This is a genomic window from Pseudomonas sp. NPDC087336 (assembly GCF_044744285.1).
Taxonomy (GTDB): Bacteria; Pseudomonadota; Gammaproteobacteria; order Pseudomonadales; family Pseudomonadaceae; genus Aquipseudomonas.
This window is the reverse complement of sequence record NZ_JBIUYA010000023.1, coordinates 1-21,879: the sequence shown is the minus strand read 5'-3', so window position 1 is coordinate 21,879 and position 21,879 is coordinate 1. Positions and strand designations below refer to the sequence as shown.

Genomic DNA, 21,879 nt, shown 5'->3' with positions numbered 1-21,879 from the left:
CTGGAGAACAAGCTGAGTCATCGGTTCCTGGTGGATCGAGCCATAAAAACAATCATCCGAGGTACTCTTCCATGCTTCTTCAAGGCAAAGTCGCGATCATCACCGGTGCAGCTTCGGCACGTGGCATCGGCCGCGCTACAGCGACCACTTTTGCGCAACAGGGCGCCAGCGTGGTGATTCTCGATCTGGACGAATCCGCCGCACGCGATGCCGCGACCTCCCTGGGCGACGGCCATCTCGGTCTGGCCGCCAACGTCGCTGACGAATCCCAGGTGCAGCAGGCGGTCGCGAAAATCATCGAGCACTTCGGCCGCATCGACATCCTGGTCAACAACGCCGGCATCACCCAACCCCTCAAGACCCTGGACATCCGCCCTTCGGATTATGACAAGGTGCTGGACGTCAGCCTGCGCGGTACGTTGCTGATGTCCCAGGCGGTGATCCCGGTCATGCGCCAGCAGTCGTCCGGCAGCATCGTGTGCATGTCGTCGGTTTCCGCTCAACGGGGCGGCGGCATTTTCGGCGGCCCGCACTACAGCGCCGCCAAAGCCGGCGTATTGGGCCTGGCCAAAGCCATGGCGCGCGAACTGGGCCCGGACAAGGTACGCGTGAACTCCATCGCCCCTGGCTTGATCCATACCGATATCACCGGCGGCCTGATGCAGGACGAACGCCGTCACGCGATCATCGACGGCATCCCCCTCGGACGCCTGGGTGAAGCGCAGGATGTGGCCAACGCGGCGCTGTTCCTGGCCTGCGACCTATCCTCTTACCTGACCGGTATCACCCTGGATGTGAACGGCGGCATGCTGATTCACTGATGACAGCTGACGGGCCTCGCGGCCCGTGCGGTTCTGGATCGACGACGCAGCCGGGCCACAAGCCTGGCGGTCAATAAAAACAAGAGATCAGACCATCATGACTACCCTGTCGCTCGAAGCGGTTTCGACCGTGCGCTCCAACGCCTACCGCAAGACTGCGTGGCGCCTGATGCCGTTCCTGATGCTGTGCTACCTGTGCGCCTACCTGGATCGGGTCAACGTCGGTTTTGCCAAGCTGCAAATGATGAACGACCTGGCGCTCAGCGAAACCGTCTACGGACTCGGCGCCGGCATGTTCTTCATCGGCTACTTCCTCTGTGAAGTGCCCAGCAACATCATCCTGCACAAGGTCGGTGCGCGGGTCTGGATCGCCCGGATCATGATCACCTGGGGCATCGTCTCCGCCCTGTTCGCCTTCGTCGAAACCGCCTGGCAGTTCTATGCCCTGCGCTTCCTGCTCGGCGTTGCCGAAGCCGGTCTGGCACCGGGCCTGCTGCTGTACCTGACCTACTGGTTTCCCTCCTACCGGCGTGCGCGCATGACCGTGTTGTGGTTCATCGCCATTCCGCTGTCGGGCATGGTCGGCGGCCCGCTCTCCGGCTGGATCATGAACCACTTCGCCGGCATGCACGGTTGGGCCGGGTGGCAATGGATGTTCGTGCTCGAAGCGGTGCCCACGGTGCTTATCGGGCTGCTGGTGCTGAGCTATCTCAAGGACGGCGTGCATCAGGCCAGTTGGCTGGATGAAGACGAAAAGGCGCTGATCAGCCGCGAGTTGGCCGAAGACGACCAGCAGAAAGTCACCCATGCCTCGGTGGGTGAGTTCATCCGCGACCGTCGCCTGTGGTTGCTGGCCGGGATCTACTTCTGCGTGGTCATGGGCCAGTACGCCATCACCTTCTGGCTGCCGACCCTGGTGCGTAACGCGGGGGTTTCCGATCCGCTGCACATCGGTTTCCTGACCAGCCTGCCCTACCTCTGCGCAATCGTGGCCATGCTGTATGCCGGACGCAGCGGTGACAAACATCGTGAGCGTCGCTGGCACCTCATTGTGCCGATGATCGCAGGTGCCATCGGGTTGAGCCTGGCTGCGCTGATGGGTGCAAATGTACTGCTATCCATCCTCAGTCTGTGCCTGGCCGCTGCCGGAATCCTGTCCGCCACGTCGATGTTCTGGATGCTGCCCACCACGCTGCTCGGTGGCGTGTCTGCCGCCGCAGGCATCGCGGCGGTCAACAGCTTCGCCAACCTCGCCGGCTTCTGCTCGCCCTATCTGATCGGCTGGGTCACCACACAGACCGGCTCCAGCGCCATCGGCATGTACCTGATCACCGGCGTACTGCTGTTCGGTGCCACGTTGGTACTGCGCATTCCCGCCGCCTCGGTCAATCGTTGACTCATTGGAGTTTCACCATGACTGCTCAAACTGCATTCACGTCTACTACGACGCTGGCGCAACGCGCCCACAACATTCGCCGCCACGCCCTGCGCATGGGTCAGGTTCAAGGTCAAGGCTATGTTGGCCAGGCCCTCGGCGCCGCCGACCTGCTGGCCGTGTCCTACTTCCACGCCCTGAGCTACCGGCCCGAAGACCCGGAATGGGAAGCCCGCGACCGCTTCTACCTGTCGATCGGTCACTACGCCATTGCCCTGTATGCGGCGCTGATCGAAGCCGAGATCATCCCGCTGGACGAACTGGAAACCTACGGCGCCGATGACAGCCGCCTGCCGATGTCGGGCATGGCCGCCTACACCCCGGGCATGGAGATCACCGGTGGTTCGCTCGGCCAGGGTTTGGGCATCGCCGTCGGTGCCTGCCTGGGCCTCAAGCGCAAAGGCTCGCCCGCCTTCGTCTACAACTTGCTGTCAGACGGCGAGCTGAACGAAGGCTCGACCTGGGAAGCGGTGATGTCGGCATCGCACTGGAAGCTCGACAACCTGATCGCCATCGTCGACGTCAACAACCAGCAGGCCGATGGTCATTCAAGTGAGATCCTTTCGTTCGAGCCCATCGTCGATCGCTGGCAGGCCTTCGGCTGGTTCACCCAGCGCATCGATGGCAATGATCTGGAAGCACTGGTCGCTGCGTTCGATGCTGCGCGCAACCACCCTGGCGCGCAACCTCGGGTGATCATCTGCGACACCAAAATGGGCAAGGGCGTGCCCTTCCTGGAAACCCGCGAAAAGACCCACTTCATCCGCGTCGAAGAACACGAATGGGACCTGGCACTGAGCAACCTTGAAGAAGGAAACAACCAATGAGCAACGCAGCCAACACTCCGACTTCCACGGTTACGCCGGCCAAAAAACGCCTGACCACTTCGGCGATGATCGCCTCGATTGCCTCCGAGGGCCAAGCCACCAAATCCGCGCCGTTCGGTCATGCACTGGCCGCGCTGGCGGATCGGCGCCCGGACATCGTAGGCCTGTCCGCCGACCTGTCCAAGTACACCGACCTGCACATCTTCGCCAAGGCCCATCCCGATCGTTTCTATCAGATGGGCATGGCCGAACAGCTGCTGATGAGTGCGGCCGCGGGGATGGCCCGGGAAGGTTTCGTGCCCTTTGCCACCACCTACGCCGTGTTCGCCTCACGCCGCGCCTACGACTTCATCTGCATGGCCATCGCCGAGGAGAACCTCAACGTCAAGATCGTCTGCGGCTTGCCCGGCCTCACCACCGGCTACGGCCCAAGCCACCAGGCCACGGACGACCTGGCGATCTTTCGCGCCATGCCCAACCTGATGATTGTCGACCCGTGCGACGCCCTGGAAATCGAACAGGCCGTGCCCGCCATCGCGGCACACCAGGGGCCGGTGTACATGCGCCTGTTGCGCGGCAATGTACCGTTGGTGCTGGACGAGTACGGCTATAAATTCGAGATCGGCAAAGCCAAGACCCTGCGCACCGGCAACGATGTACTGATCATCTCCACCGGATTGATGACCATGCGTGCACTGGAGGCTGCCAAAGAGCTGCAAGCGGACGGCGTCGATGTCGCCGTGCTGCACGTGCCGACGATCAAGCCGCTGGATGAGCAAACCATTCTGGCCGAAGCCCGCAAACCGGGGCGCCTGGTGGTCACCGCAGAGAACAGCTCGATCATCGGTGGGCTGGGCGAAGCAGTGGCTGGCGTATTGCTGCGCAATGGCGTGACGCCCACCTTCAGGCAGATCGCCCTGCCCGACGCGTTCCTCGATGCCGGGGCGCTGCCGACCCTCCACGATCGTTACGGCATTTCAACTCAAGCGGTTTGCACTCAAATCAAGGCCTGGTTGTAACTGCAGGGGCCAGGCACCTGGAAACAGGTGCCTGCCAATTCGATGCAAAGGGGCGCAATGTTGAAGATTTTGCCAATGTTCGGGGAATCCCGATTGTTGAGAAATGTCGCCTATCTGGACGCATCTCCATATAAGACTTCACCGCCGCGAGCCCGGCACCGCATGGACATTTTACTGAGGTTGATGTCCATGCGCGTTCGCCCTGGATACGAGCTACAGGCAAACCGACGGCGACTCTTGCCAGCCTGTATGCAATTGATGGCATCGCATGAAAGCGCCCCGGCGCGCATAGCTTGGTCTGTTCGCACCGCTGTCGCGTGGACCCTGGGTCGGTGCAGCCGCCATTATCGTCGTGTTCATCGGCACCGGCCGTAAACCGGTCAAATGCCTGATGCTGCTGGCAGCCGCCGGGGGGCTCGCCCTTCCCTTGCTGGCCGTCGTGCCGGGCGGGCAAAAAGTGCTTGATCTGCTACCGTTTATCGGCATGGTGGAAGTCGAAAATATCACCTACCGGCAGCGCTTGATTGATAACGCCGTGATCGTTATCCAGCGCACCCCTTGGCTGGGTTCTTTCGATTACCGCAGCACACCGCAAATGCAGTCCATGACTCAGGGCCAGGGGATCATCGATATCGTAAACACCTATATCGGCGTAGCGCTGTCGTTCGGTTTGAATGGTTTGACGCTTTTCGTGGTTTTTTTCGTCAGGGTTCTGCAGGGCATCCGCAAGGGAATGCGTTCGCTCCCCAACGAAGACGATGAGGCACGCCGACTCGGACGTGCACTTCTAGCGACACTGGTCGGGATCCTGATCACCATCGGTACCGTTAGCAGTATCACGATGATCCCCGTGGTGTATTGGTCAGTGGCTGGACTGGGAGTTGTCTATGCTCAGATGGCGCGCAGGCTCAAGCACACCTCGACCGCCGTCACGGCGAGTGCCCATCTCCAACTCAGGTAGAACCCATGGTCCAATTGTTTCGCCGCCCCCAGATACTGCTCCTGCTACTGCTGTTTTTTGCTATTTGGCCATTTCGTACCTGGGCGTCGGACTGGGTCGTCAGTGTGGATGAGCGCAACGGCCTGCCAATGCTGGTGCGTGGTGGCAGTCCGGTAGTTGCTACGACATTCTCGTTCTTTGGGAGGAACTGGGACTGGACGTATTTGCAGACCGAATTCAAGGTAAACACCCCTTATCGATACTCCCTTGCAGGCAAAAACAAAGCGCTGGATTTCGACTTGACTGCGCAGATTCAGAAGCAAGACGAGCAAAAGCTGACCTGGAACTTTGCCCTGGATGCACACAGCATGAAGTCGGGCGTGTCAGGTGGCGGCATCGTCTTCACGTTCGACTCCGCCTTTTTCGCTGGAGAAATGGGCGAGCCCACTTTACTACCCGACAACCGCGGCTGGTCCTGGGGCAATGCACAAGGGCGACGCATCGAAATGCGCTTCGAGCCCGCACTGGCGAGTGTGTACTTTGAACCGGGCGATAAATCCGAGGTGCGTGCTTTTTTCTACAAGAACACGATCAAGCCTGGCCGCCAAGATTTCACAGCCACCTTGAGCGTTTCTGGCGATGTGGCGGTCGGCCCAACCACTACCGAGCGCTTCGGGCTGTCGAACCCAAAGAGCTGGCCGATTGACAAGCTCGACTGGAAAACCTCGCCGGTCGACCTGTCCTTTCTCAACGCTCAGGAAAAACCTGCAGGCAAGCGCGGCTTCATCAAAGCCTCCGGCGAACAATTGCTATTTGCGGACAACACTGCGGCGCGTTTCTGGGGCACCAACCTTTCGGCCTACACGCTGTTCCATACGCCAGACGATGCAATCAAGCTGCAGGCCAAACGCCTGTCGGCACTGGGCTTCAATCTCGTACGACTGCACCACCATGACTCGCCATGGGTCTTCCCGAACATCTTTGGCGACGGTAGGGTCACGCGTAACACCCAGCAACTGAGCCCGGAATCGCTGAAAAAAATCGATTGGTGGATCAAGTGCCTGAAAGACGAAGGCATTTATGTGTGGCTCGATATGCACGTCCAGCGAGTCTTTACTGAAAACGACAATATTTATGGCTTCGATGAATTGCCAAAAGAAGAACAAAATTATGTCTATCTCAAGGGCTATGCCTATGTGAATCTCACCATTCAGAAAGCCATGAAGCGCTTTACCGAAGCCTACATGACCCATGTAAACAGCTATACCGGACTCGCCTACAAAGACGACCCGGCGATCGCCGCCGTACTGATTACCAACGAAAACGACGTCACCCACCACTTTGGCAACGCCCTATTACCAGACAAGAACGTACCAAAGCACAACAAGATCTACATGGCCGAGGCCGAGGCCTTTGCCAACCAGCACAATCTATCTGCAAACCAGACCTGGCGCTCCTGGGAACCGGGCCCCTCCAAGCTGTTCCTTAACGATCTGGAGCGACGCTTCAACGTCGACATGATTCAACACCTGCGTGGAATAGGCGTGAAGGTCCCCATCGCCACGACCAGTAGCTGGGGCGGCGATAGCCTGAGCTCCCTGCCGGCCCTTACCGCCGGCGACGTAATCGACGTCCATAGCTACGGGGGCTCGGGACAGATAGAGAAAAACCCGCTCTACAGCGACGGCATAGTGAATTGGATTGCCGCCGGCCAGGTCACCGGCAAACCCTTGACTGTCACCGAGTGGAACAATGAGCCCTTCCCGACACCAGACCGTCACTCGCTGCCACTCTATATCGCCGGCACCGCCAGACACCAAGGCTGGGATGCACTGATGCAATATGCCTACAGCCAGGAGCCACTGGGGGGCGAAGACATGAGTGCCAGCAACTGGCACACCTATAACGACCCTGCAATGCTGGCCACTCTGCCCGCCGCCGCCTTGCTTTATCGCCGTGCAGACGTTCGCGAAGCAACAACGACCTACGTCTTCGCGCCGACGCCAAGCACCCTGTTCAACCAAATGATCACACCGGCCAACTCTGCTCTACTGCGCACAGCCATGGAGAAAGGCAAGCTGGAAATCGCGATGCCACAGACGCCGGAATTGCCTTGGTTGCAACAGAGCGTTATCCCAAGCAATGCACAGGAATTTCATGACCCTGGCCAGTCGCTGCTGGACACCAATGCCAGCGAGTCCACGACAGACACGGGTGAGCTAAAGCGCAACTGGAAACAAGGTATCTACACCATCAATACACCACGTACCCAGGCCGCTACCGGCTGGATCGGCGGCAAGTCGATCAGCCTTGGCAACATTCAAGTTCAAGTGAAGACCGCCAACGCCAGTGTGGTGGTGCAAAGTCTGGACGATGCGCCTTTGGGCCGATCGCAGGATTTACTGATTTCGTCAGGCACCCGTGCCATCCCCAAAGACGACGCCAAAATACCTTTTTACGTTGAGCCCCTCGAGGGCACGCTAACGATCCAGGCGCCGCAAGGCTTGACACTGTTCACCCACGGCATTCTGGGGCAAATGAAGAAGCTGCCCGCGACCTACCTTGATGGCCGCTATACAATCAAGTTCGACGGCCTGCAGGCGTCGAACTGGTTGTTTTTGAAAAAAGGCGTCACGCAAGCACAGCCTTAGGCGACGCGCAGCCGCCCCCTGCCAATACAGCATCATCACGCACGCCTGCGAGCCAATAACTAGCCCGGCTATTTTAAAATAATGGCCTGGTAGATTGCGCTGACGTTGCAATCTGCGCCTCCACATCAATAGCTTCCAGGAGCGTTGGATGATGTTGCCACAGGCGTGGTAACCGTCCGGGCAACACACCTTCCTGACACCGTCGCTTGAGGCGATTGTGTCCACCTAAATTTAAGTGGACACCATTTTTAGCCTTTTTAAGCGGACGCCCATGCCACAAGAACGCCGTTCCTATTCCAAATCCTTCAAGGCTCAGGTCATTGCCGAGTGCGCACAGCCTGACATCTCGATTGCCAATGTCGCGTTGACACAAAACCTCAATGCCAACCTCGTCCATAAATGGATTCGGGTGCATGCGCAGAAAACTCTGACGCTGCAAACCGCCCTCATCCCGATCAAGGCATCGCCACAGATAGCGACGCATCAAGCTCTTCCCGCTACGATCCGAATCGAAGTGCCGGCAGAAAATGCAGCGGCGTGTTCCGCTTTCTTACGAGACCTGCTGCGATGATCCGCATCGACTCGATCTGGCTCGCCACCGAGCCCATGGACATGCGGGCCGGCACTGAAACCGCGCTCGCGCGAGTTATCGCGGTGTTCGGTGCGGCGAAGCCGCACTGTGCCTATCTGTTCGCCAACCGTCGCGCCAATCGCATGAAAGTGCTCGTGCATGACGGTGTGGGGATTTGGCTTGCAGCCCGGCGTTTGAATCAAGGGCGCTTCTTTTGGCCTGGTGTGCGACACGGCTCCGAAGTTGAGTTGGATGCCGAGCAACTTCAGGCCCTGGTACTCGGTTTACCTTGGCAACGCGTCGGTGCAGGCGGAATTATCTCGATGCTTTAACACCCGCCATGGCGCGCTTACCAGCGCAATTGGCCCATCAGTCTATCGCCGCCATTAGCCCTCTCTGGCAAAATCGGCGGCATGACTTCGCATCTGAATCTCGATCAATTAAACCCTGAAGAACTGCGTGCCTTGGCGGCGCAGTTGATCCAGCGTGTCGAGACGATGGACAAGCAAATTACTCATCACAAATCGGTCAACGAGAAGCTGGCACGAGATCGCGTTGCTCAAACGCTTCAAATTTGCCAAGCGCAGCGAGCAGCTAAGTCCGGATCAAGCCAGCTTGCTCGACGACTTGATCGACATCGATATCGCGGCTATCGAAGCCGAACTTGAGGCACTGCAACCGGCAGCAGTCGAAGCCAAAGTTCGCCAGCAGCCCAAGCGCGCTGCGCTGCCATCGCAGTTCCCTCGCACGTTGATCCATCACGAACCGGAAAACAGCCACTGCCAGTGCGGCTGTGCCTTAAAGCGCATCGGCGAAGATGCCAGCGAAAAGCTCGACTACACGCCCGGCGTGTTCACGGTCGAGCGCCACATTCGTGGGAAATGGGCCTGCGAACATTGCGAAACGCTGATCCAGGCGCCGGTACCGGCGCATGTTATCGACAAAGGCATACCGACAGCGGGCCTACTCGCCCACGTCATGGTGGCCAAGTTCGCCGACCATCTGCCGCTGTATCGCCAAGAGAAAATCTTCGGACGTGCTGGGTTGCCCATCGCCCGTGCGACCCTGGCGCAATGGGTTGGCGCTTGTGGCGTGCAGCTACAGCCGCTGGTGGATGCATTGCGCGAAGCGGTGCTGACGCACGGCGTCGTGCACGCCGACGAAACGCCGGTACAAATGCTGATGCCTGGCGCGAAGAAAACTCATCGCGCTTACGTCTGGGCCTACGCCACGAGTCAGTTCTCCGAGCTGGCGGCGGTTGTTTACGACTTCAGCCCGAGCCGTGCTGGTAAACACGCTCGAAACTTCCTCGGCCACTGGAACGGCAAGCTGGTCTGCGATGACTTCGCTGGCTACAAGGCAAGCTTTGAGCTGGGCGTTACGGAAATCGGCTGCATGGCTCATGCGCGCCGCAAGTTCTTCGATTTGCACGCGACCAACAAGAGCCAGATCGCCGAAAAAGCGCTGCATTACATCGCAGCCTTGTACGAAGTTGAGCGAGAGGCGCGCGAGCTGGAACCGGATAGCCGGCAGCGCATACGGCAGGACAAAGCAGCGCCGATCATCGATTCACTGCACACATGAGTTTGATCCAGTCGGCACGGCTCAACGGGCATGATCCGTATGCTTACCTGAAGGACGTTCTCACGCGCCTGCCGACGCAGCGGGCAAGTGAGGTTGCTGAGCTGCTGCCGCATCAGTGGATACCCGTTTAGCTCTGGAGAACTGATATGGACACGGACTTAATCCCCTAGGTGCATATCCATCAAGGCGTCAATGTAGGGCGCCTTATGCGCGAGATATTCAGCAATGCCTCCCCGGTTGTTAGCTTCGAGCCGCAGCTTCATATCCTGGTATTGCTTGCGGATAGTGCTGTCTTCTCTCAACAGGTCGCGAAAGCGCAGCATTCGCGCAATCTGCTCATGACCAGTGATGCACACGTGTATCTTATGAGTTCGCACTCCATCGACATCACGACGGTAAAAGTGATGACCGGCCGAAAGATCTGTTCCCCGAACATAGCCCAATGTACGCATGAAAGCGCTACGCGCCGCTTCATTTAGGTGCTCCGACACCACAGCCAGAATGTCGATTTCTGGCTTGGCCGCAAGTCCAGGGACAGCGGTACTACCGACATGATGAATTTCGATAAGCTCAGCACCGAAGCCCTCCGCTATTCGTCGGTTTTCGGCGGTAAAAAGTAGCGGCCACTGAGGGTTGTATGGAGAGATTTCACTGGTGAGGGCCATCAGCTGTCCTTGCGTCATAGTCGAAGGGGTAGAAGATTAACCTCGGTTCAAAAATTTTTGAAATTTCTCTGCGACAGCTGTGTTGGTAGACGGGTTTCGAAAGGCCCGACTGATTGTGATTTCGAGGGGGCGTCTTGGCCGGACGCTTACGTATCGTGAGATGACTTTGAAGCCTTACTGCCGAGGAATTGCACGCCAGACCTGAAATCAGGAAGTCAACCTGATGGATCAACGCCTTGCGGCGTTATTCAGCGAGGCTATTTAATGGGTGTCAAAATCAAACGATGGAACATAGCCTGCGCCGAGCAGATGTGGACATTTCGACGATACAAAATCATCACTTAATAAATCATCCGAACTTTTATACTTACTCGTGAAAACCCCAGTGATATTTAAAAGAGTATGTGGCAAGGATGATATGCTGATTTTCTGACTTTCTCTTTCCCTCAGCTTTAAAAGCTTGTACGATTGCTGGCTTGAAACATTATCGGACGCCCAGATAAATGCCGAAACCGGGAGGTCATATTTATTGCCAACTCCATGACCCAAGAGCCCTCGACTGTCATCCATCATGTTTTCACCATGATCCGATGAATAAAACAAGACAGATGGTTTTTTGCTTGATTTCAGTCGCTCAATAATTGTATTTAATAGCCAGTCCGTATATAAAATACTATTATCATATTCCGCGGTAATTTTGTCTTTGAAGCTGTTTGTTGACGGCTGGAATTTATCGAAGTGTTCTGGGTATCGGCGTGAATACTCGAAATGACTACCCTTGACATGAATAAATATGGCTTTCTTTTCTGTATCGCTTTTTTTTAGTATTTTTTCATATTCTGAAATTAATGCTCCATCATAGCTTCTCTCAAAATATTGACGGTACTGTGCCTCTGCAGCTATTTGTGGAATTATTCCGCCAAAACTATCAACTTCCTGTACAGACAACCAATAGGTCATGTACCCGGCTGCGCGATATATACTCACCAATGATTTTGTTGACACAATGGATTCCCAATCCCATATAGGCTCAAGGCTCAGCATTGAAGGAACCGCGAACGCGGTATATGGGGCTGTCGTGCAAATATTATTAAACTTGAAAATCCCCGCCTGCTTACCGAGATTCGGGGTTGTTTCCTTGTTATAACCGTAGAGGGACCAGTTGTGCGGCCGTGATGACTCACCGATCACAAAAACAATGGTTTCTATATTTGATTGATTCGACATACTGGTTATTTTTACATCAGATTCTCGACGGCGCTTGATAAGTTTCTCCGCCCCCAAATACAAGTCTGCAGTAAGGGCAACTTGCGATAAGTAACCTACTGGCGTGCTTTGATCTTTTGCAAGGAGATCCATGACTGCAGATTTCCCGAGAGAATTAAGTTTTACGGTTTTATAAAAATAAGCCCCATACCCCACTACCAAGGTGCTAACAACCAGAACAAAAATACCTTTGTTTTTATATAACTCGCGCTTATGCAGGCCTATTAATCCAGCCCCATAGCAAAATATGAAGATCACCAAGACGATACTGATGGACTGCCAATAGGTCGGTAAAAATTCGTTGACCTCCTTATAGTTTGTCAAGCCAATAAATATATAGGCCGCTGTTAATTTCGAGTTGAAATTTAAAACCAGAAAGAGATCAACGGCTGCCACCAAATAAAATGGCAGCAGAATGATGTGAACTTTGAATTGATTGGATGAAAAAAATCTAATTGCCAGAAGCCACAACACCGACATGCTAAGGGTGTAAAAGACCAATAAATCAATTTTAGAGTGTTGATAGTTTGCTAGCGTTCTAACAATCAACGGTGATAGCAGATATGACCACAATACTAAATTTGGCCATTCTGCTTTTAATATTTTAAATGAGCAATCGATAATTTTGGCGGAGTTTTTCATTTGATAATTATTCTCGCAGGATACCCATATGCCTCCTCAGAGGGTAGCTCCAACTGTCGCGCTCGCTGTATCTTGTTAAAAATATTCTCTCCTTTGGCGTCCAAACGTAGCGAGTCTCGGCTATTGCCAGCAAGCTTGTAGCGAAAAATCCAACCTGCAGAGCCCCTCGAGGGCACGCTAACCATCCAGGCGCCGTAAGGCTTGACACTGTTCACCCACGGCATTCTGGGGCAAATGAAGAAGCTGCCCGCGACCTACCTTGATGGCCGCTATACAATCAAGTTCGACGGCTTGCAGGGTTCGAACTGACGTTGAAATCTGTGCTTGCACAGCAATAGTGTCCAGCAAATCGGAGATCAGGATGAAATTTTTGGTGGTGGGTGGCGCGGGCTATATCGGCTCGCACATGGTTAAACAGTTACTGCGTGCAGGTTACGACCTGGTGGTGGCAGACAACTTTTCCACAGGCCATCGCAGCGCCTTGGCGGGCATTTGCTCTCAACCCAGAACCGATGTCGGCCGCGCCCACGCTCGCGAACGACCGCAATGGGTCCAGGCTGTGTGAAAACGCCTGCAATTGTCTAATCTTCTGATCGTCTAGATCGTGGTGGGGACGATCATGAAGCGATTCATTGAAGGTGAGGCCCGGACGCAAGTCACGTTGCTGCCGGAGTGCCTGGACGATTACGTTACCGAAGAAAATCCCGTGCGCGTGGTCGACGTGGCTCACGGGGCGTTTGGCTCCGGACTTCAAAACCATTGCCGACTTTCGCAAGGACAACGGCAAAGCCATTCGCAGCGTCTGCCGGCAATTCGTAGTTCTTTGCCGCAACCTCAATCTCTTCTCTCAATCTCTTCTCTCAATCTCTTCTCTCAATCTCTTCTCTCAATCGATCATCGCCATCGATGGCAGCAAGTTCAAAGCCGTCAACAACCGCGACCGTAACTTCACCCAGGGAAAAGTGAAGGCACGCATGCAGCAGATCGAACAGAGCATTGACCGTTATCTGGTGGCGATGGATTCGGCGGATCGGGCAACACCCGAAGTAGCCGAGGCCAAGGCCGAGCGGTTGAAAGAAAAGATAGAAACGCTGAAGAAGCAGATGCAGAAGCTCAAGGACATCGAGGCGCAGCTTCACGACAGTCCAGACCAGCAAATCTCTCTTACCGATCCAGATGCACGCTCAATGGCCACGAGCGGCCGAGGTACCGGAACGGTTGGCTATAACGTACAAACAGCCGTCGACGACAAGCACCATCTGATCATTGCCCATGAAGTGACCAACGTTGGCAATGACCGGACGCAACTCAGCAATATGGCGAACCAGGCGCGTGAAGAGATCGGCGTTGAGTCGCTGACGGTGGTCGCCGACCGAGGTTATTACAAGGGTCTGGAGATCCTTGCTTGCGAGCAGGCTGGCATCAACACCTTCGTACCAAAACCCCTGACATCGGGGAGCAAAGCCGAAGGCCGGCGTGAATCCAGCCGTTTGTCTCGCCAGTTAGTAGCCGTTTTGGCCGCTGACCCGGCCCAAACGGCATTACGCACTTCTATGTCACTGACTGAGCTAATTCACGCTTCCGCCCGCGTGATTCCATAGGCAACCCTCGCGACTCTCAGTTTTCGAGGTATTTAGCGCGTTTTCACACAGCCTGGGTCGATTGCAGACTTCCGCGACAGGCAGTGATCGGCCAAAAGCTGCCTCTCACAAGGGGCAGCCATCAGCCATTTGCAGTTAAGCCATTGCTTTCCATCACCCTGAGCTAGCCGCTAAAATACTGACTCATGGAGCTTAGAGACGAGCAATGAAACTGAACCACAGGCCAGTGAAGGCTAGCGACGTAAAAATGATCTGCGGCTTTCCTCAGAACGCTCAAGAGTTGTTTTTCATGTTTCCGAAGGCGCAGTTCCCGCTAACGGAAACGCAGTTGAATACCGCGATCTCCCAACGCTTAGACTCTACCGTCGTGGAGATCAACGGGACTGTCGTTGGGTTTGCCAATTTCTATCGAGCTGAACGCAATGGCGTTTGCTGTATCGGCAATGTCATCGTCTCGCCGAGCGCTCGGGGCGAGGGAGTAGCCACGTTTATCGTAGAGACGATGACCGGCTTGGCATTCGAGCGTTACGGAGCCAACGAGGTGCAGATTTCCTGTTTTAACGAAAACACGGCAGGGCTGCTGCTCTACCCCAAGCTTGGGTTTGTACCTTATGCCATCGAGGAGCGACCTTCTTTGGGAAACGGCCGATCGGCCCTCGTACACATGACCCGCAGCAGAAGCTCGACCGGTTGAATCCACAGCCAAAAGCGGTCACTCAAAGCGGATGTCGATATCTGACTTGTTCAGTAAAAGATAAGAATCCAGTTTAGCTTTTAACGTGTGCCCACTTTATAAACCGCTCTGGAAAGCCAACGACAGCGAAGCAGTCGCCTAACTTGCGCGCTGGGCTCGTTCAGATTCATCCAGGTGCTCCAGCAGCACCGCTATCGTTGCATCCCGCAGCTTGATTGCCTCCATCCAGCCCGGCCCCTGCGCCAACAGCGGGGGGCAGACGTTGACGTGGATTGCACCGTGGCGCGGGAACCACTGACCGTCGCGCAGCACCCTACGCGTGCCGCGGATTGCGACCGGCAGCAGCGGCACTCCAACACGCGCGGCGAGCACGAAGGCGCCCATGTGAAAAGTGCGCAAGCCTGGCTCGCGGGTAAAGGTCCCCTCGGGGAAGAACACCAGCGGCTGGCCAGCCTGTAGCGCCTCGGCCAGGGGCTCGGTGTCTGCGGCGCTGCGCTGCAGATCGAAGCGTTCGACGAAGCGGGCGCCGAGCTTGCGCAGGAACAGGCCGGCGATCCACTGGCCAGCCAGTTCGCGCTTGGCAACGAAGCTGAACTGCGGTGGCAGGGCCGCGCAGAGAATGACGCCGTCGAGGTAGCTGGCATGGTTTGCGGCCAGCACGCTCACCCCTGACGCAGGCAGGAGCTCCAGCCCCGTGACGCTGAACGGCACACCCGCCAAGCGCAGGAACAGCCGTGCGGCCGCGCGGGTAAAGCTGCGGCACCAACTCTGGCGCGGCAGGATCGCGACACCCAGCCAGGTCAGCGGTGTGACCAGCCAGAACAGCAGCCAGATGTAAGCGGCATAAAGCGCGGCGCGGCAGGTCCGCCAGCTGCGGCCGAAATGCCCGCGTACGGCCTGCAGCACCAGGCGCAGCAGCTGGCGCCACACGGCGAGGTGCGGCCGCCCCACTTCGCCACGCTCATACAGTTCGCGGCTGGCAGCGCGGCGAATCTTGCCGCTGGAGGTCTTCATTACGCTATGCGGTGGCGCCAGAACGATATCGTCGGGCGGCACACCGGTGAGGTCGACCACGATGCGGTTGACCTCCTGCTGCAGGCGTTGCCGCGCGGCAGCTTCCTTCTCGTAACTTTCCGCCAACACCACCAGGCGCTCGGTGCCGGTGGCCGAATCAGGACTGCCGAACACCGCAATGCAGCCTTTGCGCAGGCCGGGCAAATTGCCGACCGCCGCTTCGACATCATAGGGGTAGATGTTGCGCCCGGCACGGATGATCAGGTCCTTGGCGCGGCCGGTCAGGTAGACCTCACCGCCGGCCATGTAGGCGAAGTCGAGCGAGTCGAACCAGCCATCGCGCAGCACCCGGCGGGTCTCTTCGGGGTTACGGTAGTAGCCACCGGTGGTGGACGGCCCGCTGAATTGCAGGTGACCTTCGCTGCGCTCGGGGACTTCGACCCCACTGCTATCGACGATGCGAATCTGATGGCCCGGCAGCGGCCGGCCGCTGGAGACGAAACGCAGCGTTGCGTTGGCGTCCGCTTCGGCGGGCAGTGCATTGCCGCGGGCCTGGAACGCCTCGCGCTGCACCCGGTCGATCAGCGGCCCTCGGTTCAAGGGAGGAAAGGCCACGCCCAACGTTGCCTCGGCCAACCCATAGACCGGCGCCAGCGCGGTGGGCGCCAAGCCATAGCGAACGAAACGTTCGGTGAAGCGTTGCAAGGTATCCGGGCTGACCGGCTCGGCACCGTTGAAGGCCACGCGCCAACTGCTCAGGTCCAGACCCTCAAGGTCGCCGTCAGCGAATTTGCCCAGGCACAGTTCGTAGGCGAAGTTGGGCGCCGCCGACAACGTGCCGCGGAAACGGTCGATAGCCCATAGCCAACGCGCCGGCCGCGCGAGGAAAGCCAGCGGCGACATCAGCACCAGGCTGTAGCCGTAATACAGACTGCCCAGCCAGGCACCGATCAGGCCCATGTCGTGGTACATGGGCAGCCAGCTGACGAACACGTCCAGCGGCCCCACTTTCAGAGCTCCACCCATGGCGCGTAGATTGGCCAGCAGATTGGCGTGGCTGACCATCACTCCCTTGGGCTGTCCAGTGCTACCCGAGGTGTACTGCAGGAAGGCGATGTCATCCGGTTGCCGCGGCGGTGTGACGCACTCGTCCCCCTCGCCTGTGAGCTCGGCCACGGTGGCAATGCGCGTCAGACTCGGGACTTGCGGCAGGAGCAGCCGGGCGAGCAGCTTCGCTTGCGTCACGGTAATCAGCACTTTGGCTTCGGCGTTGCGCAGGATGCCGGCCTGGCGGCGCAGATGATCCTCTATCTGCGACAGGCGCAGCGGTGGGTAGATGGGCACCGGCACACCACCGGCCAACAGGATGCCGAAAAAGCCATGGAGAAAGTCGCGCCCTGTGGGCAACATCAGGGCCACGGTCTGACCGGTCTGCAAGCCACTGCGTTGCAGCCCCGCGGCAACGGCCAGGGCGCCTTGGTGCAAGGCGCCATAGCTGATATCTTCCGGCTGGTCACTTTCACCCAGAAAGCGCACGTGGGGAAACTGCGGCTGATGGCGCACCTGCCATTCCAGCACCTCGATCAGGGTCCGCGCGGCGTCCGGCGTCTGCCCCGTTGCTGTCGGGGTCTCGCTGGAGTCGCTGGAGGGCAACGGGCGTACCGCCTCGGCACCCTGTCTGCTGTGTAGCACGCGCAGTACATCAGCGAGGGTGTCCGCCGAGGCGAACAGGGTTTCCGGTAAGTGCACACCGAATTCGTGCTCGATGCGTGACCAGAGCTCGACCCGGGCCAGGCTGTCTACGCCCAGGTCCCGGTCCAGCACGCTGTGCAAGGTGACTTGCAAACCTTCTGCCGCCTGCGGGCGCAACTCGACCACGGTGCGCCGGGCAATTTCGAGCAACTTTTGCGCGTCCCCATCTGAATGGGAAATGGCGCGGGTTTCTGGAGGCGGACGAGACATCGGCGGCCCCTCATGACAGGACACTCTGTGTGTAGATCCTTGCCAATTACCATTATGCGCCTATGGCGGCGACTGGGAATGCCATCATCGATTGCAGCGCTCGCAGGATGGCTGAGCCAGGGCTAGGCTCTCAAGGACGCAGCGCCCATAGAGAGATCGCCATGCCAGCCAGCCTTGCCCCCGGAGTGACCCGCCGAGAAATATGGGCTTGGGCGATGTTCGATTTCGCCAACTCCGGCTACACGACGGTGGTGATCACCGCCGTGTTCAATGCCTACTTCGTCGCGGTGGTCGCCAAGGGTGAAACCTGGGGTACGCTGGCTTGGACCAGCGCCACCGCCCTCTCCTATGTCCTGATCATCCTGACCGCGCCGCTGATCGGCGCCTACGCCGACGCCTTCGCCTGCAAGAAGCGCCTGCTGTGGTTCAGCACGGTCGGTTGCGTCGCCTTTACCTCTGGACTCGCGCTGGCCGGACCGGGGGAGCTCGGTATCGCGATCCTTTTCATCGTGCTATCCAACTTCTGCTTCGGCAGCGGCGAGAACCTGATCGCCGCCTTCCTGCCCCAACTCGCCCGTGCAAATGCCTTGGGCAAGGTGTCCGGTTGGGGCTGGGGGTTCGGCTATATCGGCGGCCTGCTCAGCCTGGGCGCCTGCCTGGCCTTCGTCATCTGGGCCCAGGCGCAGGGCCAGACTGCGACGCAGTTCGTGCCGGTATGCATGCTGATCACCGCGGCCTTGTTCGCCGTAGCCAGCGTGCCGACCTTCCTGTTCCTGCGCGAACGCAGCCAGCCGCAGCCAGGACGCGGCGGCACGCCTATCGCGCAAGCGGCGTTGGCGCGCTTCGCGCAGACGCTGCGCGAAGCCGACCGCTATCGCGACCTGCTGCGCTTCCTTGCCTGCACCGTCTGCTACCAAGCCGGCATCTCGGCGGTGATCGCCCTAGCGGCCATCTATGCCAATCAGGTCATGGGCTTCAATACCCAGGACACGCTGCTGCTGATCTTCGTGGTGAATATCACGGCCTCCATCGGCGCCGTGCTGTTCGGTTGGTTGCAGGATCGCCTCGGCCATCGCGCCACGCTGGCGCTGACCCTGTTGGGATGGCTCGGCATGGTCGCCATGGTCTGGGTCGCACGCGGCCCTGAGCTATTCTGGCTGGCGGCCAACCTCGCCGGTCTGTGCATGGGCGCCAGTCAATCGGCCGGCCGCGCGATAGTCGGTCTGCTGGCGCCGCCGACGCGCCTGGCGGAGTTCTTCGGCCTCTGGGGGCTGGCAGTCAAACTGTCGGCAATCCTCGGCCCCATGACTTACGGCCTGACAAGTTGGCTATCCGGCGGCGATCACCGCCTGGCGATGCTGATCACCGGCAGCTATTTCGTTGTCGGCCTGCTGATCCTGGCTGGCGTCGACCTCGAGCGGGGGCGGCAGGCAGCTGTCAGTTGTACCGAGAGTCTCGAAAAGTGAGAGGACTATCCGTAGCGGGTCAGTTCTCGCCTGTCGCGACTGCCTCAATTCGGCCGATTCTGTTGAAAAAGTCGCCTTCGGTTTCCACTGCAGAAAAGTACGCGCCTGAGATTGAAATCTGTGTTTTGGGCAGAAGGTTCAGGACTCGGGTTTCACGTAGCAGCGTGCAAAAGAGGTGTTTTCACCCATCAATATTCGAGAGTTTTGCGCAAACCGACTTTTTCAACAGAATCGGCCAAAAACTGTCATTCGGATGTGTCTATAAAGCCAGAGGTGATTCAATATTTAATTACCAGTCAATAACTACGATCTCAACCACTCGGTAGCCGTGATGCCATTGGGCCTGACATTGAAGAGCCAGGACTTTTTATGATGCGTAGTAGCGTGATCGTTCAATGGACATAATTCCCCTCCTGCAATGCTAACAATAAGGAAGGTTGATACTCACCCCTGGTTGTCTCAAATTATTTACAGGAATAGCCAATCGGAATATACGATGGTTTTTTGCCTCAAATTGGTATTTAAAAATCACATGTTTTTGATGATTTTAACTTGGATTATTTGATCCGATGACTATATTGATCAAGCGGAATCCCGCAACAACCAACAGATGAGGCTATGAGTGGATACGCTTAATAGTTCATTGAGGCTCGCCATGAAAACAATAATACCCAACAACGTGATCAAATCAATAAAAATTTGCAGCTTGGTTGTCGGCAGTTTACTTTTGCAGGAAGCTTATGCCAGCCCTCTTGTGGCGTGCTATGGTTATATGATGCATTCTTGCCCAGAACCGGTCGATAAAATTATTCCTGACCCTCAAAGAAGGTTTACCTGGAGTCAGAGTGAAAAGGTTGTTGGTTCTAAAAATATGTACCACCTTTTTTCTGGTGATGTTTTTTTAAGCTCCGAAAATAACATACAGAAGCTGCCGGCTGGTCAATCTGTTTCAAATGTTGAATATAAGCTGGACAACAAAAAACTTGGCATTAGCGACTACCTGAAAAATCAAAACGTTGCGGGATTGCTGGTAATAAAGAACGGCAAAATTGTCCTGGAGCATTACGGTGACAGCGTTAATGAGACGACACTTTGGACATCCAGATCAGTTGCTAAATCCATTGTATCTGTACTCATTGGTGCGGCGATAAAAGACCGTGCCATCGAATCGGTTGATACGCTGATCACGAAATATATTCCCGAGCTAGAAGGTACGGCATGGGAAGGAGTAACGCTGCACCAACTCATGCAACATACTTCCGGCATACAATGGAGTGAGGATCTTTCTGATCCAAAGTCCGATTTATCCAAGATGATTTTATGCGAGACTGCCAACGATCCTTACAGCTGCATCCTCTCGCTCGTTAGCGGCCTCGCCCGAAATCCCGGTGTAAAACCAGGAGAGCGCTGGAGTTACAACACTGGTGGGGCTTGGCTGGTAGGTTTGGTGTTGGAACGTGCAACCGGAATGACCATCGCCAAATACTTGGAGAAAAAAGTGTGGCAGCCAGCTGGAATGGAGCGAGACGGTGTTTGGTACGCGCTCAAACCTGGGAAAGTTGATATGGGTGGCTATGGCTTCAACGCAACATTGCGAGATTGGGGGCGCTTCGGTCTGTTGGTGGCCAATAATGGCGTACTTTCCAACGGCGAACATGTCCTGCCTGGCGACTGGATAAAGCGTTCTACGGATTGGACTAAAGCAGACGGTTCCGTAAAGCCATGGGCTCCGAAGGGACAGCATGGTTATCAGTGGTGGTATATGGGCTTTGCGCCCGGTGACGAGGCTTCCTATGCACCTACAAGTACCTTTAATTCAGACGAATCCTTTTGGGCCTATGGCATTTTCGGCCAAGTGATCGCAATCAATCAGAAGGAAAATTTGATTATGGTCCAGTGGTCCACTTGGGAGCACGCTGAAGGACCTGATGTGTTGTATAGCGAGCAGGGTGTTTTCTTCAACTCCCTGATTCAAGCGTTGCATTAATGCAGTAAAATGAGGGGGCCCTAGTCCCCTCTTTCAGTCCTTTTACTGGTTTGGAGCATTCCTCGTGGATACGAGAAGGGGGTCGGAATCCCTATCCCCACGTATGCTTCGCAAAGATAATCCAACGGCTGCATCCGTCTCGATCCTGACAGTCAAACCTGCTCTTAGGCCCCATTGTGTGTCCGGGCCCGAGCGGACAGTTGCGAGCGGGGTGTCAAGATGGCCAAGGCAACCGTCACGATGAAGAGCGCCGGCACGTCACCTGCCAAGTGCCCCATTTGCCCCGGCTGGGTGACCGTCTGGACGGCCATGATTCCTCCGTGTACGGCGCTAGACCACACGGTGAACCAGATCAGGCTCAGATTGGCTAATGGATCACGTGCGGCCAGGATCAAGAGCACGCCAAGTGTGGCGTAGATGCCAACAATCATGATCGGATAGTCCGAGTGACCGACGTGCCAGGCCCAGCCGGATGACCGCTGAAGGGGTTTATACGCCATGGACGGAAAGCACAATCTGCTCAATCAGTTCCGGCGGTAGACCAAGCATAGCTACTCATTTGCTATCGCTCCGTCCACCGGCTGCTTCTGGCCGATGCCTATCGCCACCGGCAGCAATGGGTCGATTGCGGCCCGTCGCGACAGGCAGTTATCGGCCAGAAGCAATGGGATGGACTCCTCCTCACCTCGGCATCTTGAGTGCCAGACTGAAGGTGCGAACCACAGTCAACAGTG

Annotated in this window: 14 protein-coding genes and 4 pseudogenes; 14 read left to right on the top strand and 4 right to left on the bottom strand. The window is 56.9% G+C overall.

All coding sequences use genetic code 11. The features are described from left to right. The first annotated feature begins 71 nt into the window (after positions 1-71). The 9 genes and pseudogenes from ACIO0C_RS21640 to tnpC all read left to right on the top strand — a co-directional run bounded on the left by ACIO0C_RS21640 (position 72) and on the right by tnpC (position 9,979). Positions 72-821 carry an SDR family NAD(P)-dependent oxidoreductase gene (locus tag ACIO0C_RS21640; protein ID WP_401315098.1) on the top strand — a complete coding sequence of 250 codons (750 nt, stop codon included), beginning with the start codon at positions 72-74 and terminating at the stop codon, positions 819-821. A gap of 97 nt (positions 822-918) precedes the next feature. Next, a complete protein-coding gene (locus tag ACIO0C_RS21635; RefSeq protein ID WP_401315097.1) occupies positions 919-2,217 on the top strand; it encodes an MFS transporter in 1,299 nt (432 codons plus the stop codon). Between the two features lie 17 nt (positions 2,218-2,234). Next, entirely contained in the window at positions 2,235-3,083 is an 849-nt protein-coding gene (locus tag ACIO0C_RS21630; RefSeq protein WP_401315096.1) for a transketolase, read from the top strand. Beyond that, positions 3,080-4,102 (top strand): transketolase family protein, encoded by a 1,023-nt coding sequence (locus ACIO0C_RS21625; protein WP_401315094.1) that lies wholly within the window; start codon positions 3,080-3,082, stop codon positions 4,100-4,102. Before ACIO0C_RS21630 ends, ACIO0C_RS21625 begins: the two co-directional genes overlap by 4 nt. Positions 4,103-4,397: 295 nt before the next feature. Further along, positions 4,398-5,063: pseudogene (locus ACIO0C_RS21620) on the top strand (O-antigen ligase family protein); the annotation flags it as partial. A gap of 5 nt (positions 5,064-5,068) precedes the next feature. Continuing rightward, positions 5,069-7,693, top strand: a complete 2,625-nt coding sequence (locus ACIO0C_RS21615; RefSeq protein ID WP_401315093.1) for a glycosyl hydrolase family 5 — start codon at positions 5,069-5,071, stop codon at positions 7,691-7,693. Between the two features lie 271 nt (positions 7,694-7,964). Continuing rightward, positions 7,965-8,264 (top strand): transposase, encoded by a 300-nt coding sequence (locus ACIO0C_RS21610; protein WP_401315091.1) that lies wholly within the window; start codon positions 7,965-7,967, stop codon positions 8,262-8,264. Then, positions 8,261-8,596, top strand: coding sequence for an IS66 family insertion sequence element accessory protein TnpB (tnpB, locus tag ACIO0C_RS21605; RefSeq protein WP_019692603.1), 336 nt, complete (start codon positions 8,261-8,263; stop codon positions 8,594-8,596). Before ACIO0C_RS21610 ends, tnpB begins: the two co-directional genes overlap by 4 nt. Positions 8,597-8,677: 81 nt before the next feature. Next, positions 8,678-9,979: pseudogene (gene tnpC, locus ACIO0C_RS21600) on the top strand (IS66 family transposase). Between the two features lie 27 nt (positions 9,980-10,006). Here tnpC and ACIO0C_RS21595 read toward each other — a convergent pair. Next, positions 10,007-10,513 carry a GrpB family protein gene (locus tag ACIO0C_RS21595; RefSeq protein ID WP_401315090.1) on the bottom strand — a complete coding sequence of 169 codons (507 nt, stop codon included), beginning with the start codon at positions 10,511-10,513 and terminating at the stop codon, positions 10,007-10,009. A gap of 261 nt (positions 10,514-10,774) precedes the next feature. Continuing rightward, positions 10,775-12,421, bottom strand: coding sequence for a phosphoethanolamine transferase (locus tag ACIO0C_RS21590; protein ID WP_401315088.1), 1,647 nt, complete (start codon positions 12,419-12,421; stop codon positions 10,775-10,777). A 361-nt stretch (positions 12,422-12,782) separates the two neighbouring features. On the opposite strand from ACIO0C_RS21590, the pseudogene ACIO0C_RS21585 reads away from it, so the two are divergent. The 3 genes and pseudogenes from ACIO0C_RS21585 to ACIO0C_RS21575 all read left to right on the top strand — a co-directional run. Beyond that, positions 12,783-12,911: pseudogene (locus ACIO0C_RS21585) on the top strand (NAD-dependent epimerase/dehydratase family protein); the annotation flags it as partial. A gap of 129 nt (positions 12,912-13,040) precedes the next feature. Continuing rightward, positions 13,041-13,896: pseudogene (locus ACIO0C_RS21580) on the top strand (transposase); the annotation flags it as partial. 331 nt (positions 13,897-14,227) lie between these two features. Further along, positions 14,228-14,716, top strand: a complete 489-nt coding sequence (locus ACIO0C_RS21575; protein ID WP_401315087.1) for a GNAT family N-acetyltransferase — start codon at positions 14,228-14,230, stop codon at positions 14,714-14,716. Between the two features lie 138 nt (positions 14,717-14,854). On the opposite strand, the gene ACIO0C_RS21570 is transcribed toward ACIO0C_RS21575, so the two are convergent. Beyond that, positions 14,855-17,692: an AMP-binding protein gene (locus tag ACIO0C_RS21570; RefSeq protein ID WP_401315085.1), complete on the bottom strand. Its 2,838-nt coding sequence runs from the start codon at positions 17,690-17,692 to the stop codon at positions 14,855-14,857. Between the two features lie 161 nt (positions 17,693-17,853). On the opposite strand from ACIO0C_RS21570, the gene ACIO0C_RS21565 reads away from it, so the two are divergent. Both ACIO0C_RS21565 and ACIO0C_RS21560 read left to right on the top strand, forming a co-directional pair. After that, positions 17,854-19,158: an MFS transporter gene (locus ACIO0C_RS21565; RefSeq protein ID WP_401315084.1), complete on the top strand. Its 1,305-nt coding sequence runs from the start codon at positions 17,854-17,856 to the stop codon at positions 19,156-19,158. 655 nt (positions 19,159-19,813) lie between these two features. Beyond that, complete coding sequence (locus ACIO0C_RS21560; RefSeq protein ID WP_401315083.1) at positions 19,814-21,145, top strand: serine hydrolase domain-containing protein; 1,332 nt, start codon at positions 19,814-19,816, stop codon at positions 21,143-21,145. Between the two features lie 164 nt (positions 21,146-21,309). Here the strand turns inward: ACIO0C_RS21560 and ACIO0C_RS21555 are convergent, their stop codons facing one another. Further along, entirely contained in the window at positions 21,310-21,645 is a 336-nt protein-coding gene (locus ACIO0C_RS21555; RefSeq protein WP_401315082.1) for a DUF6632 domain-containing protein, read from the bottom strand. Between the last annotated feature and the right edge of the window lie 234 nt (positions 21,646-21,879).

Excerpts from the sequence above, each read along its gene's own strand:
- ACIO0C_RS21640 (WP_401315098.1), top strand. The coding sequence starts at position 72 with ATGCTTCTTCAAGGCAAAGTCGCGATCATCACCGGTGCAGCTTCGGCA.
- ACIO0C_RS21635 (WP_401315097.1), top strand. The coding sequence starts at position 919 with ATGACTACCCTGTCGCTCGAAGCGGTTTCGACCGTGCGCTCCAACGCC.
- ACIO0C_RS21630 (WP_401315096.1), top strand. The coding sequence starts at position 2,235 with ATGACTGCTCAAACTGCATTCACGTCTACTACGACGCTGGCGCAACGC.
- ACIO0C_RS21625 (WP_401315094.1), top strand. The coding sequence starts at position 3,080 with ATGAGCAACGCAGCCAACACTCCGACTTCCACGGTTACGCCGGCCAAA.
- ACIO0C_RS21615 (WP_401315093.1), top strand. The coding sequence starts at position 5,069 with ATGGTCCAATTGTTTCGCCGCCCCCAGATACTGCTCCTGCTACTGCTG.
- ACIO0C_RS21610 (WP_401315091.1), top strand. The coding sequence starts at position 7,965 with ATGCCACAAGAACGCCGTTCCTATTCCAAATCCTTCAAGGCTCAGGTC.
- tnpB (WP_019692603.1), top strand. The coding sequence starts at position 8,261 with ATGATCCGCATCGACTCGATCTGGCTCGCCACCGAGCCCATGGACATG.
- ACIO0C_RS21595 (WP_401315090.1), bottom strand. The coding sequence starts at position 10,513 with ATGGCCCTCACCAGTGAAATCTCTCCATACAACCCTCAGTGGCCGCTA.
- ACIO0C_RS21590 (WP_401315088.1), bottom strand. The coding sequence starts at position 12,421 with ATGAAAAACTCCGCCAAAATTATCGATTGCTCATTTAAAATATTAAAA.
- ACIO0C_RS21575 (WP_401315087.1), top strand. The coding sequence starts at position 14,228 with ATGAAACTGAACCACAGGCCAGTGAAGGCTAGCGACGTAAAAATGATC.
- ACIO0C_RS21570 (WP_401315085.1), bottom strand. The coding sequence starts at position 17,692 with ATGTCTCGTCCGCCTCCAGAAACCCGCGCCATTTCCCATTCAGATGGG.
- ACIO0C_RS21565 (WP_401315084.1), top strand. The coding sequence starts at position 17,854 with ATGCCAGCCAGCCTTGCCCCCGGAGTGACCCGCCGAGAAATATGGGCT.
- ACIO0C_RS21560 (WP_401315083.1), top strand. The coding sequence starts at position 19,814 with ATGAAAACAATAATACCCAACAACGTGATCAAATCAATAAAAATTTGC.
- ACIO0C_RS21555 (WP_401315082.1), bottom strand. The coding sequence starts at position 21,645 with ATGGCGTATAAACCCCTTCAGCGGTCATCCGGCTGGGCCTGGCACGTC.